General features: G+C 38.9%; 10 protein-coding genes. 5 read left to right on the top strand and 5 right to left on the bottom strand.

From position 1 onward, the window contains the following. Nucleotides 1-89: 89 nt before the first annotated feature. On the bottom strand, nucleotides 90-1403 hold the full coding sequence (locus J0X14_RS14740) for a hypothetical protein (protein WP_207098577.1): 1314 nt from the start codon (nucleotides 1401-1403) through the stop codon (nucleotides 90-92). After that, nucleotides 1400-2935 (bottom strand): lipopolysaccharide biosynthesis protein, encoded by a 1536-nt coding sequence (locus tag J0X14_RS14735; RefSeq protein WP_207098576.1) that lies wholly within the window; start codon nucleotides 2933-2935, stop codon nucleotides 1400-1402. The genes J0X14_RS14740 and J0X14_RS14735 overlap by 4 nt, the downstream gene beginning before the upstream one ends. Nucleotides 2936-3461: 526 nt before the next feature. Here J0X14_RS14735 and J0X14_RS14730 point away from each other — a divergent pair. Continuing rightward, on the top strand, nucleotides 3462-5681 hold the full coding sequence (locus J0X14_RS14730) for a hypothetical protein (RefSeq protein ID WP_207098575.1): 2220 nt from the start codon (nucleotides 3462-3464) through the stop codon (nucleotides 5679-5681). A 279-nt stretch (nucleotides 5682-5960) separates the two neighbouring features. Beyond that, nucleotides 5961-6848, top strand: coding sequence for a sulfotransferase family protein (locus tag J0X14_RS14725; protein WP_207098574.1), 888 nt, complete (start codon nucleotides 5961-5963; stop codon nucleotides 6846-6848). A gap of 53 nt (nucleotides 6849-6901) precedes the next feature. Here the strand turns inward: J0X14_RS14725 and J0X14_RS14720 are convergent, their stop codons facing one another. The 3 genes from J0X14_RS14720 to J0X14_RS14710 are packed head-to-tail and all read right to left on the bottom strand — an operon-like array spanning nucleotide 6902 to nucleotide 10262. Beyond that, the gene (locus J0X14_RS14720) at nucleotides 6902-7813 is read right to left on the bottom strand and encodes a sulfotransferase (protein ID WP_207098573.1); all 912 of its coding nucleotides are present in this window, start codon (nucleotides 7811-7813) and stop codon (nucleotides 6902-6904) included. Between the two features lie 35 nt (nucleotides 7814-7848). After that, nucleotides 7849-8868 (bottom strand): NAD-dependent epimerase, encoded by a 1020-nt coding sequence (locus tag J0X14_RS14715; RefSeq protein WP_207098572.1) that lies wholly within the window; start codon nucleotides 8866-8868, stop codon nucleotides 7849-7851. Beyond that, on the bottom strand, nucleotides 8865-10262 hold the full coding sequence (locus J0X14_RS14710) for a nucleotide sugar dehydrogenase (protein WP_207098571.1): 1398 nt from the start codon (nucleotides 10260-10262) through the stop codon (nucleotides 8865-8867). The genes J0X14_RS14715 and J0X14_RS14710 overlap by 4 nt, the downstream gene beginning before the upstream one ends. A gap of 246 nt (nucleotides 10263-10508) precedes the next feature. Here J0X14_RS14710 and J0X14_RS14705 point away from each other — a divergent pair, with 246 nt between their 5' ends. Genes J0X14_RS14705 through J0X14_RS14695 form a run of 3 tightly spaced genes read left to right on the top strand, consistent with a single transcriptional unit; the run spans nucleotide 10509 to nucleotide 14366 of the window. Next, nucleotides 10509-11633, top strand: a complete 1125-nt coding sequence (locus J0X14_RS14705; RefSeq protein WP_207098570.1) for an aminotransferase class I/II-fold pyridoxal phosphate-dependent enzyme — start codon at nucleotides 10509-10511, stop codon at nucleotides 11631-11633. After that, nucleotides 11633-13567 carry a polysaccharide biosynthesis protein gene (locus J0X14_RS14700; protein WP_207098569.1) on the top strand — a complete coding sequence of 645 codons (1935 nt, stop codon included), beginning with the start codon at nucleotides 11633-11635 and terminating at the stop codon, nucleotides 13565-13567. Before J0X14_RS14705 ends, J0X14_RS14700 begins: the two co-directional genes overlap by 1 nt. A 22-nt stretch (nucleotides 13568-13589) precedes the next feature. Next, the gene (locus tag J0X14_RS14695; RefSeq protein ID WP_207098568.1) at nucleotides 13590-14366 is read left to right on the top strand and encodes a polysaccharide biosynthesis/export family protein; all 777 of its coding nucleotides are present in this window, start codon (nucleotides 13590-13592) and stop codon (nucleotides 14364-14366) included. Nucleotides 14367-14380 lie beyond the last annotated feature (14 nt).

Genomic DNA, 14380 nt, shown 5'->3' with positions numbered 1-14380 from the left:
GTAGATTTTAAGGTTTGGTTATTCAAAAATTCTTACGGTTTAGTTGTTATGCGCATCATCTGGCCATTGTTTTTAGCTGGAAACCCCATTTAATCAGTGATTGGATTTACATGCTGTGATTCTTCTTCCGGTATTGGAATAAGGCCTTGTGATTCAAGTCCCAATAACATCAGAACCATAAAAAAGGGATAATCTGCAATCAGAAAAATATTGTTGTGAAAGGTTAGGTGTGTAGTATATCCCAATAGACACAGAATAAAAAAGACCCGCATAATGGAATTTGACTTTCTATTGTGCTCCAATAAAAATTTCACCAACATGAAGAGCAGTACATAGCCAAGCAATGAATAATAAATGCCAACATTGATGATACCATGGTGCGACGGTAGGTGCAGTATGGCCGTATGTCCATATTTGTGGTACATATCTTGTTTTACGGTCTGGTATTCTCTTTTGGATACCCCAAAGGGGTAACGCACAGCCGCGGTGACACCGGTTAGCCATAATAGCGGTCTACTGTCTGATTCTCCTTGCGAACTCAACTTGGTCAACCTAGAGTTTTTGGGCAAAAAATACTCTTGTCCCACTACAATGGAGAGGGAAAGGACCAGGCCTGCTATAACCATGGCAGTCTGATAGATGGGTCTTTTTTTATGGGGAATCAAAAAGAAATAACCGCCAATTAACACAAGTTCTCCGAGCAATAATGAACGGGTCTGACTCAGCGCAGAGCATATAAAAACAGCTCCAAGAACCATCAGATAAAATCTTTTCTTGGTCTTTATATACATAAAAAAGGCCATGCAAAAACTGGAAATTGCAAAATAGGTAAATGATATGGTCGACACGAAAGGTCCTGCCATCCTGAATCGGTCGGCGTGCCCACCAGCAATGTACATGCTTTCATTTTCAAGTCCTTGGGAAATCCTACCGTCTGTAGGTGCAGATAATAGGGTTCTTTTAATGTCAAGCATCTGACCTGCAATGGGAGACAATGGGTGTTGCAACAATGAGAATATGCATATCGCAAAATGGCCAATCAATATAATATTCACATATTTTAAATTTTTTTTGGCCGTTAAAAAGAACAGTGAAGAAAAAACAATGAATGAAAGACCTTTGAATACATCTATCAATAATCCTTTTAGCTCTAATTGGTTTTGGACCAAAAGACGAAGGTCCACTACCAACTGTAATACAATAAAGGCAATCAAGAATCTATTCCAGCCTCTAAAAAAACTATTCTCCCTCAATGCTATCAAATAAGGCTTAAAAAGGATAAAAAAGAATACAAACTCCAATGCACGGTCAAAACTAATGATGCCACCCACTCGGAAACGGATAAAGACATTGTCAACTGCCAATAAAAGAGCAATGATTATGTATGTAATCTTAAGATTCATGAATGCTGTGCAAAAAAGTCTTTAAATATAGGTACTCGACCCATATAATTTTTAATCTTTCCGGGCAACGAATTGCTTACGGTAATAAACATGGGGCGATTGTTAGGTGTAAAAACGATATTTTTCTTGCTTTTAAAGTAGAGTACAAATATGGGCAAATATACTATTACTGTTATGGCTAGGTGAATCCATTTTGATGTAATTCCAAAGTAATACAATAGCATGGTTGCCAAAACAAATATGAAATGGAACATGATATTTTTGGACAGGTCCTTTATCAGTCCAATACCTGAAAAATCCAATAACTTATAGAGTCTATATGCTATTTGCACATAATTTATCACTGTAGCCACCAATACCCCTGCTGCAACCCCGGGCAACGAATAGAGCTGCCCACCAACATAGGTGCAAACAAACATTAAAAGTGCAAATATGAGCTGGTAATAAGCCCCCCTGTAAACAATTCCCAAAGATTTAAGGTATGACTTGTTTATCCTGGTTCCAAAACGAAAGGACAGTCCCAATATCAACAATTGCAAGGGGAGTACTGCTGATTTCCATTGATTCCCCAAAAATGCATCGATGATAAGTTCTGAGTTGATCAAAATCAATACGCTTATGGGAATCAAAAGACCAAAACACAGGGTTGTACTAAATGTATAGAAAGACGACAGTTTTTTAATATCGTTTTGTTTTTGGGATAGAATAGGGAACAGAACCTTGTCGAAAATAGTACCAAAAAAACTGGCAGGTATGGAATAGAGTTGAAAGGCCTTTGAATAAAAACCCAATAAAGCGGTTCCTAAAATTTTACCAACCACAATATTGTCTGCTTTCTCTCCAAAAAAATTAAAGATGATTCCCAAGGTGTGTCCCGAACCAAAAAAGAACAAATCCTTTAAAGGCTGTTTTTCCCAACGCAATGAAAATTTGGGCACCTCATAATAGATGGTTAGGATGATGGTAAAGCAAAGTGTAATAAACTGTCCCCAAATGAGTGACCAATACCCAAAACCAAGAAAGGCCATGGCCACTGAAACGATTCCTGAGCCAATGAGGTACGCTATCAACCCAATTTTAACCCCAACATCAAATCTAAATTTTCTACTTAAAAGTGCTTCTCCAACGCTTCCAAAGCTCACCAATGGAAAAAAGATGGAAAAAAACTGAAGGGCATCAAGATCTTTTTGAATATTGAAAAAATCGGCAAACAAAGGAGTCAGCAAATAATAGACAAACCCTAAAAGAGTTCCCAATACAATGGAAGAAGTATACCCTAATGCAATATGTTTGTCAGTTATTACAGGCAATTGAATAAGGGAACTGGCAATCCCCATTCGGGTAATTTGCCGTGTAAAGTTGACCACGATCATTATAATGGCAACAACACCAAATTCTTCAGGAGTAAGTAATCTAGATAGAATACCTATGACCAATAACTGCAAAACAATTTGGACAACTGAACCCGAAAAATTCCAAATAAAGCCTTTAATTCCTTTTTTGGTAAGTGAATCGTTCTTGGAAGGACCCATAAAAAGTTTACAATATTAGTCTATAAAAAGTTAACGGTGATTCAGTCATTTATTGTTGTGCATTGACCATTTTTTAAACTCTGGCGGGGGGTATAGAAATCTATAAAATTATATTGCATTCAAGATTCTACTAGTTCTATTTGGTCAAATGAAATTCCAACAACCGTTTCAATAAATTTTGCGCTAAGGTCTAAACTTTTTTCGAGCCAAAAACATTTTATCATCCCAACTACACATTTTTTCGTTCTAGCATCCATTTTGGATGCTATTAATGGGGTAAAACGCTAAATCAATGTTAAAAAAGTTGATCTAAAAATCCAAAAGAAGATTGCTCCCGTATCTCGGAAGAAAAAAAAATTGCAGCATGCCATACGCTGAGTTGTTATGAATTTTAGTATCGATGAAATAACACATATTTAAAAAAGCATGTATTTCATCGAAAAAAGACAACTTTTAATCGGAGTTTTTCGTTTTTGATATAGTATTGCATACTGAATCTTTAATTGTACCTTTTTTAACCTAACTTATGAAACGTAACCCCACCCCAACTACGTTTATGTTGTTTGTTGTTTCCTTTTTCTTTTTGCTGTTTTCTTCATGTCAGAAAGATTCAGATTTGTTCGCAGAAGCAGTTTTGGATGAACCAGATTCCATAACTGACAATGATAGCAGTTCTGATTCTGATGGAGAAGATGGTTCCGAAGTTGAAACGTCAACCATTACATTGAATGCCATTGATGATGCCTACTTGCAGGATGGTAAAGGTTTTGATGAAGACATTGTCCGTGTTGAAGCCAATGTAAGAACAACATACCTAAAATTTGATCTAAGACCTATTGAAGGAACCATTACTGATGCGTACCTTGAATTTACTACGGATTCCGATCAAGGCCATGGCCATTTAGAAGCTTATAAAGGAGCTGGTACGGATTGGACCGAAGAAACCTTATCCCTTGAAAATGCCCCAAGCATGGGAACTCTTTTAGGGGAGGTAGACAGTGAATATTCGATTGGCTTTGACCAGCGTATTCCATTGGATAGTGAAGCGTTAACACCGTCTTTGACCTCGATTGTATTGAACATTGCATCCGGGAACGATATTTCCATATCCTCCAAAGAGAGCCCAAACAACCCTGGCCCTCGCTTGGTTGTTGAATATACGGGCAAGGTCAATGGCAATCCACAAACAGATGATGAAGATGACGCTGATGACGATGGTACTATTGTAATCGGTGATGTAATTACACTTAATGAACTAAAAGCATTTCCTTCAGCTATTGGAGCAGGTGCTTTTGCAAGGGTAAACCCTTCCAATGCCAGAATCTATGAAGTAACAAACTTGAACACATCTGGCCCAGGCTCTTTTAGAGAAGCTTTTGAGGCATCAGGTTCGCGAATAGTTATCGTTAAAGTAGAAGGTAGGGTAGCAGATTCAAATCCGTATGCAGAGTATGACACATCTAGTGGTGATATTGCTGTTTGGGGTCAAATGGCACCAGGGTTGGGACTTACCATTAGTCATCCCAGAATGTCTTTTACAAGAGCGGGCAATCTAATCTTCAGGTTTATGACTTTGCAATCAGATTTGGGACTACCCTGTGTAGTCAACCAAAACTGTTTTGATGCCCTTAATTATTTACAGATTGAAAATGGTACCAGTAATATGGTTGACCATTGTAGTTTAAGGTACGGTCTTGATCAGACTTGGACATTGAACGTGAGTACTCATAATCAAGGAGGTGATGCATCTAGAAATACTTCTTCTTTCACCTATAACCTGTTGGCCGAAGCTGATCCGGACCATAGTACTGCCTCTATCTTAAACAGGCAAGGAGATACACCAACATATACAGATATTGGAGAGCATACATGGTCAAGAAATATGACCTACAATATATCGCACAGATTCCCAAATTTGAACGCCAATGGAAATTTTGAAATTTACAACAACTTCATTGTCAATTGGTCGGCAAGATTATCCCGGTATAATGTAACCCCTAATGTGGATTATCATAGAAACTATAACATGCAGGGAAACAAAACCAGCAGTTTGGGAGGAATGGACAATAGGGGCAATAAACTAAACTTCACCGAGGATTGGAACGGTAATGAGCCACGCATATTTGCTGGTTACAATTTAACGGAAGGTATTAACATGGATGACACCAGCAGCCTACAATCTAATCTTTATAGATGGTTTAGGTCTTCATCCCAAGAGTTTTATGGAGTACCTGTACGTGAAGATGGACCTGTTCCAAATGAATTTTTCATCACCAGCCAACAATTTTTCTTTAATCCACCATCTGATGGGTATTGGGATGCGGTTGACGTACCCGAAAAACTTATGGCAAGTGTTGGTCACAATAGAGGTATAAATGCTGATGGTACGCCTTATTATGGTTCTGATGATTTGGATAGTTCTTACTTTAACAAGACCAGAAACAATGCTACCGAAAGGGAATATAGACCTACAGGTGCGTGGACACAGACCAGTTTCACCGGAACATCAATGTATACGGATTCAGATGGGGATAACATGCCGGATTGGTTTGAGAACCAACATGCCCATCTTAACCCCAATAATCCAAATGATATGTTGACAACCCATGTGGATTGGACTTTTGCTGATGGATATGCTGTTGTGAACAATGCAGGGTATACCAATCTTGAAATATGTGCTGAATATTATGCGGGAGGGTTTGAGACCATGATTGATGGTACCAATAATCTAAGCATTAGCAACTGATTTTCTTGATTCAGCGTTAATGCAAAAATCAACTCCGCTTCTAATTTTTAATGGACCGCCCTATGAATTTCATAGGGCGGTTTTAGTTTTGGGATTCTTTGATATTGCCAATTTGTAACCTTTGTAAAGATGCTTTCAACCTGAATCAAATGAGGCAAAAAAGGGTTTTTGGTCGAGTGTCTTGAAATACTGGATGGTTAGTTCAGGGAAATTGTTATTTTTAAGACCAAAACCTCCAAAGACGTAAAGAGTCTTCCGGATAACAAAGCATTCTATTTTATGGGAACCAATTATTTGGAGCAGCCTATCATTTTTTTGGGAGCACCAAGGTCAGGCACATCAGTTATTTCTGAAATTGTGATGCGTCATAAAGACTTGGCATACCCGTCCCAATATCAATCTCGGGTTTTAGGAAATACCAATATCAACTATTTGAGAAGACTGGCGGATAATCCGTTCTGGAGATTTCACGGTCAAAAAAAACAGCTCAATAAAGTATCCCTTTTAAATTACTTCATATTTCGCTCTGTGGAAGCCTATCCTATGTGGAATTATTTGGTACGAGATGGAATAAGTTTTTCCCAGGATTTTTTAATCAATGAAGAGGCTACTCCAGAAGAGAAGAAACGAATTGTTTCTTTTTTTAAGAAACTGGTTAAAAAACAGGGCAAGAAAAGATTGGCATTTAAGATAACCGGGCCTTCACGGTTAAACTATTTGTTGAGTATTTTTCCGGATGCAAAGGTTGTCCATATCACCAGAGACCCTATTGCCGTGGTAAATTCATTGATGCGGGTGCCTTTTTGGAAGACTAGGGGTATGACCTCATTTTGGTGGAAGGGGGCCTATAATGATAAGGATTATGATTGGTTGGAATCCAACAAATCAGATAGTGTTCAAATTACGGCCTACCAAGTAAAAAAAGTCACTGAGGTGACCAAAAATGAGATTGATAAACTCAGACCAGATGCATTAAGAGTGGAATATTCCAACTTTATCAAAAACCCTGAAAGTACAATTCAAAAAATTCTTTCTTATACTGGTTTAAGCCAAGACAAGGTATGTTTTGATTATTTTATAAAGAACAAAATCTATAACCAGAACAAGAACAATGAAACTTTTTTCTCTCCAGAAGAAAGAGAAAAGCTCCAAATTCTTTTTGAATAGGCCAAACTAATCCAATGCGATTGGACATTTGGAAAGGAGTGGACCGAAGACCTTTAGCTGTAGTTAAACTTCCTCAAAGAACTGTATGAAAGAACTTTGAAAAGATTTTTGCTGCTTGGCTTCAATTTTTGCATCCACCCATCTGTCTTGGTAGTCTCAAATTTTATGGTGTCTGCCTTTCGGATGCCGTTACCGGCCATCACATGCTCAATGCTAAAATCAGCATTGTTTTCTATTTTATTTATAATATCCGAAAAATCTATCTCCGCCATCTCACCAATTTGGGTTAGAATTTTTCTGGGGTTCTCAATAAAATCCTCATATCTAACCAAAGTTTTATGCTCAACTTTGGATCGCACCAAATTTGTCATTCTATTGATCAATGCCCAAAAAATAGCAGCTCTCCATGTTGGTCTGTTTCTGTTTTGCCGTTCAGCGGTTCTTTTTAGGGACCAGGTCACTGCTCTTCCATCCCGAACAAGATGAACCATTCTTAGGTCAATATCAGGATTTTTTTCCAGTGCCCAAGCCCGAAGTGGATTTTTGGATATGTCGACCAAAACCTCTTTTTTGCTATGCTCTTGAACGGCGCGGAGAAATTCTGAAGTGCTCATTTGATACTTCTTGAATTCGGTACTTTTTTCTCCGATTCCAAAATACATCTTAAACCAAGCCCTAAAAGAAAAAACACCTTCAAACGCGCTCCATTTTTTAAAGCCAGATAAGGTACTGTCTTCTTCAACTTTGGAAAACCAATCATTTACTACAGATGACCAAAACTCACAATTGACCAAAACATTTTGGCATGAACAAATTTTGCTGTCATTGTAGACCTCTCTCATGTTCTGCAATTCTCCTCCTCCAAAAATTTGAGGATGGTTCCCCAAAATTATATTCAAAATGGTAGATCCAGACCTTCCCGATCCGGCAAAGTAAAGTACCTTTATTTTTTTGCCTTGTTCCATCAGTGTTTTACTTGATTAATTTTAGAATTAATGTTCTATAACTCATAATAACCCTTATACCAATCCACAAAAGATTGAATGCCTTCGGCAACAGGCGTATTGGGGCGGTAATTGTAATCAGCGATGAGATCATCCACATCGGCCCAGGTGCGGGTTACATCACCAGGTTGCATGGGCATCATGTTTTTCTCCGCTTTTACGCCCAAACTGGTTTCAATAGCTTCAATAAAATCCATCAATTTTACAGAGCTATTGTTGCCAATATTATAAAGCTTGTACAGCTCTTTCCGTTCGTTCACCGGTTTTTCTATGATACGTTCAACCCCTTCCACAATATCAGCCACATAAGTAAAGTCTCGTTCCATTTTGCCGTGGTTAAAAACGTTTATTGGCTTACCTTGGGTTATCGCTTTTGTAAACAGATAAATGGCCATGTCAGGTCTTCCCCAAGGGCCGTAAACGGTAAAAAACCGAAGTCCTGTGGTGGGTATCCCATACAAATGACTGTAGGTATGGGCCATCAGTTCATTGCTTTTTTTACTGGCGGCATACAGGCTTATGGGATGGTCCACATTATCCTGTACGGAAAACGGAATCTTTTCGTTCAATCCGTACACACTGGAACTACTGGCATATACCAGGTGCTTTATGTTATGATGTCGGCAACATTCCAAAAGGTTCAAAAAACCAACAATATTGCTGTCAATATAGGAAGCGGGGTTCTCCAAACTATAACGAACCCCGGCTTGAGCCGCCAAGTTGCAGACCACATCAAAATCATGATCCTTAAAAAGAGTTGGAAGGGCTTCCCTATCTTCCAAATTCATTTTAACGAAGATCATTTTTTCACCGTGAATGCTGCTGGAACTTTGTACTTTTTCTTGCTGGGCATCCTTGGTGTCGATTCCCAATTGCTGCAAACGGTCGTACTTTAGACTTACCTCGTAATAGTCATTGAGGTTGTCAAGTCCAACAACGGAATGACCACCCTTTAGCAATGCTTCACATAGATGATATCCTATAAAACCAGCGGCACCGGTCACCAATATTCTCATGATTGCCCAATTTTGTAGTATTTAAACCCGATAGAATCCATTTTTTCCTTTTCAAGGATTCTTCTTCCGTCAAAGACGAAGGCGGGTTTTAGCATCAACTCAAATAAGGCAGGCCAATCATAGTTTTTAAACTCGTCCCATTCCGTTAAAATGGCAATGGCATGTGCATCTTTGCAGGCTTCCTTAGGGTCTTTAACCACTTTTAAAAGTTTTCTGTTCTCCTCTGGACTTCTGGTTCCCAGATAATCCAAATCTGCATAAATGGTCTCTTCTGAAACTTTTGGATCATAGACTACAATTTGGGCCTGTTCGTCCAAAAGGGCATCTGCTACATATATAGCGGCAGATTCACGCGTATCGTTGGTGTCTTTTTTGAACGCCCAGCCGTAGAAACAGATTTTTTTCCCTGAAACCGTATTGTACAGTGTGGAAATAATATTGTCGGCAAAACGTCTTTTTTGGTAATCATTCATGATGATGACCTGCTCCCAATAGTCGGCGACTTCGGTAAGCCCATAACTTTTGGCGATGTATACCAAGTTTAGAATGTCTTTTTGGAAGCATGAACCTCCAAAACCAACCGAGGAGTTCAGGAATTTAGATCCTATTCGGCTATCAAAACCAATAGCTCTGGATACTTCGGCCACATTGGCATCAGTTTTTTCACAAAGCGCAGAAATTGAGTTAATGGAAGAAACCCGTTGTGCCAAAAATGCGTTGGCCACCAATTTGGATAGCTCGGAAGACCAAACATTGGTTTGCAATACGCGTTCTTTGGGCAACCAATGTTCGTATACCCAACTAAGGGTGTCCTTGGCATCTTGACCGGATTTGGTTTCATCGCCACCGATCAAAACTCTATCAGCATTCAATAAATCTTCAACAGCAGTACCTTCGGCCAAAAATTCCGGATTGGAAAGGATTTCAAACTTGACTCCTTTACCGGTATTGTCCAAAATACTTTTAATGGCTTCTGCGGTCCGCACGGGCAATGTAGACTTTTCAACTACAATCTTATCCGTTTTGGCCACTTTAGCAATATTTCTTGCGCAAAGCTCAATATATTTAAGGTCGGCCGCTAGGCCTTTCCCTTTTCCGTAGGTCTTGGTAGGTGTGTTTACCGAGATGAAAATCATTTCAGCCTCATCGATGGCCTTATCCACTTCGGTTGAAAAAAATAAATTTTTCCCTCTGGTTTCGTCAACAATTTCTTTTAGACCGGGCTCATAAACAGGAAGAAGGTCAAGATTGTCGTGGTTCCAAAGGTCGATTCTTTTTTGGTTGATGTCTACCACGGTGACATCAATTTCTGGGCAATTCTTTGCTATTACTGCCATAGTGGGGCCGCCTACATAGCCAGCACCAATACAACAAATCTTATTGATTTTTTTCATTAGGGATTTAGGTTTCTTTTTTGCAAATGTTATAATAACTTTAAAAACTTTCCATTATTGTTCGCAAAAAAGGACATACTACCTACTTATTTCGTTCACTGACACACAACCAAAGAATGTTTATACAAATTTCACTTTTAATATCCCTTTAATCGATAATTTTAAGTCTTGAACGAATTATGGCTTTGGCTAGGACGCAGATGGCTACATTTGATTCCCGAATAACCTTAACTAGATTCAATTTTGATGACAAAAACCAAAATATGGTTGTCTTCACCCCACATGGGAGGAACCGAACAGCACTATGTTAAAGAAGCTTTCGACACCAACTGGGTAGCTCCTTTGGGGCCAAACGTTGATGGTTTTGAAGCCTCAATATCCGATTACTATACTAATGAGGTAAATACTGCGGCATTGAGTTCAGGTACTGCAGCAATTCACTTGGCACTAAAACTTTTAGGCGTTTCCCATGATGATGATGTTATTTGTCAGAGTTTTACATTTTCAGCTTCTGCAAACCCAATAACCTATTTGGGGGCGAATCCCATTTTTGTTGATAGTGAAAAGGATACATGGAACATCTCTCCAGAATTATTGGAAGAAGCCATTTTAGACGGTATTGAGAACGGGAAAAAACCCAAGGCGATCGTGGCGGTACATTTATATGGTATGCCCTATAAGACCCAAGAGGTCGCTGAGATTTCCGCGAAATACGGAATTCCAGTAGTGGAGGATAGTGCTGAAGCCCTGGGCAGTTCTGTAAACGGACAAAAATGTGGAAGTTTTGGAGACATTGGTATATTGTCGTTCAACGGAAATAAGATCATTACTACCTCTGGCGGTGGTGCACTGCTCACAAAAGATATTGAGATAAAGAAAAAGGCAGTTTTCTTGGCCACGCAAGCCAGGGATAACGCCCCACATTATGAACATTCTTCCATTGGACACAATTATAGAATGAGCAATATTTTAGCGGGTATTGGTCGTGGACAAATGGAAGTTTTGGACGATAGGGTCACCGCAAGAAGAGCAAATTACCAGTATTATAAACAACGATTGGGTCACCTTGAAACAATTCAATTTTTGGAGGAACCCAATGGATTTTACTGTAATCGCTGGCTTACCTGCATCCTAACCCCATCTTATGAGGTGAGGGAAAAAATTAGGCTTGCCCTGCAAGTGGAAGATATTGAGAGTAGACCACTTTGGAAGCCCATGCACGAACAACCCGTCTTCAAAAATTTTAAAAGTTATACCAATGGAACGTCTTCTGATCTTTTTAAGAGAGGACTTTGCTTGCCCAGTGGCTCTAACTTACTTGAAGAAGATTTATACCGAATAACCTCCCTAATCTTAAACAATCTAGACTAATGCTAAAAAAATACATTTTAAAGAATTCACACCGATATGCATCAAAATGGCTGGTTCTGGCCATTGACACTTTAGTGATTGCATTTTCTTTTGTGCTTTCCTATATCATCAGGTTTAACCTTTCCTTTGATTTTGACGTGTCGAAGCTTTTGGTGCAATTACCCGTTGTGATGTTCATGGCAGCCGCTGCTTTTGTGGTAACGGGATCTCACAAGGGTTTTGTTAGACATACGGGAATCAAGGACATTTACAATATTTTCAATGCCATATGCCTATCCAGTATCCTAATCATTTTTATAATTATTCTCAATAGGCAGTTCGAGTATGTTGATGGTTTTACCATACCACTTTCCATTATAATAATACACAGCCTTATCAGTTTTGTGGGACTTACCGCATCAAGATATATTTTTAAGGCCATGTACCATAATATGGTCGCGAAGTTCAAGGTTTTCAAAAATGTGTTCATCTATGGTGCGGGAGAATCGGGGATTATAACCTGTAATGCACTTAGCAATCATACTGCTACCAATTCCAAAGTGGTTGGTTTTATTGATGATGATAAGAAAAAAGCCGGAAAACGCATCAATGGTCTTCCTGTACATTCAAGATCGGACTTGACCGAGTACTTGATTGATAAATACAACATAACCGAGATTATTGTTGCCATTCATAAGATTGACAACATCAAACTTAGAAGACTGGTTGAAGGCTTGGTTGATTTACCGGTGCAGGTTAAGATCGTACCGCCTGTGCAAGATTGGATCAATGGAGAGTTTAAAGTATCCCAGATCAAGAATGTACAGATTGAAGATTTGTTGAATAGGGTACCAATCAGCATTAGAAAGTCCAAAGTCTCTGAGGAGCTTAAGGGCAAGACCATTATGGTGACCGGAGGTGCGGGTTCAATTGGAAGTGAGATAGCAAGGCAAATTGCAAACTATGACTATTCGTCCTTGGTGATAATAGATCAGGCAGAGTCTGCATTATATGACCTTCAGCAAGAATTAAAACAAGCTGGGCACCATAATTTTATCCCCATTGTAGCTGATATCAGGGATAAAAATAGGATGAACCACTTTTTTGAAGAGCATAAGCCAGATATTTTGTTTCATGCAGCGGCCTACAAGCATGTGCCTTTAATGGAGTACAATGCGTATGAAGCCATCAAAATAAATGTGGGAGGTACCAAAATCATTGCAGACCTTTCCATAAGCCATAATGTAGAGAAGTTTGTTTTTGTGTCCACAGATAAAGCGGTGAACCCAACCAATGTAATGGGTGCGACCAAACGTATCGCTGAAATGTACATTAGTTGTAAGCAGCAGGAACAGAAAACCAAGTTCATAACCACCAGATTTGGAAATGTATTGGGTTCAAATGGTTCCGTAATACCGCTTTTCAAAAAACAAATTGAAAAAGGTGGTCCGCTTACGGTGACCCATAAAGACATTACACGTTATTTTATGACCATTCCAGAAGCATCCCAATTGGTATTGGAAGCTGGGGCCATGGGAAAAGGTGGCGAGATCTTTATTTTTGATATGGGCGAGTCGGTTAAAATCTTTGATCTGGCCAAAAACATGATCAAACTTTCCGGACTTAAATATCCTGAAGATATTGACATAAAAATTACAGGTCTGCGACCTGGTGAAAAGTTGTATGAGGAATTGTTGGCCAATGGCGAAAATACATTGCCTACCTACAACAAAAAGATTATGATTAGCAAGGTTAGGGACTTAAACTATGAGTTTGTCCGTTCCAAAATCGATGAACTTTTTGTGTCCAATATGTTCTTTAATGGTTCCATCGTGCAAATAATGAAAGAAATAGTGCCGGAGTATATTTCTAATAACTCTGATCTTTGTAGATTTGATAAGTCCAAAACTGCCGACAAAGATGAGATTGAGGACAAAAAAATTATGCATTCTTAATCAATACAATAAATCAACTTCAATGGGAATTTTAAAAAAAGCGAGTCATCATCTTGTAGTGTTGGCCACAATTGTTTTGTTGGTGGCGTCATGTGCATCACCGAAAGATGTGGTTTATTTTCAAAACTCAAACAACTTTGAAACTTTGGTTGATAAAAACACATTTTCACCTAAGTTCAAGGTTGATGATTTGGTCGGAATCCACATATCTACCCTGAATCCAGAGGCCAGTGTACCATTTAACCTTTTTAGGGGGTCACAGGAAGACGGTATGCGTCCCGAGCAAGTTGATTACTTGGTGGACCAAGATGGCGAAATTGATTTTCCGGTAATTGGAAAAATTAAGATAGCAGGTCTTTCCCCAGAAGAGGTGAGAGTACTTTTACGGGAAAGGTTGAGCGATTATTTAAAAGATCCCATCATTAATATTCGATTAAAAAACTTTACTGTAACTATTTTGGGGGACGTCAACAATCCTGGAACATACAATGTTGAAGGAGAGCGTATTACAATATTGGAGGCTATAGGGCTTGCAGGTGATTTAACTATTAAGGGTAGACGTGACAATGTAATGGTCATCCGCGATTTTGATGGTACCAAAGTCTACACCAAGGTCGATTTGACCAACAAAGAGGTCTTGAGCTCGCCGGTTTATTATTTGACACAAAACGATGTGGTCTATGTAGAGCCCAACAAATCTGCTGTAACGGCCTCAAGCCTGGATAATAGGGCCGGAATTTATGTGTCAATTGCTTCAATATTAATTACATCAACCATTATTCTTATAACCAGAAGTTAGGTTATAATTCTATT

Origin of the sequence: Allomuricauda sp. CAU 1633 (assembly GCF_017313225.1) — a bacterium.
Taxonomy (GTDB): Bacteria; Bacteroidota; Bacteroidia; order Flavobacteriales; family Flavobacteriaceae; genus Flagellimonas.
This window is presented reverse-complemented; position numbering and strand designations above follow the sequence as displayed.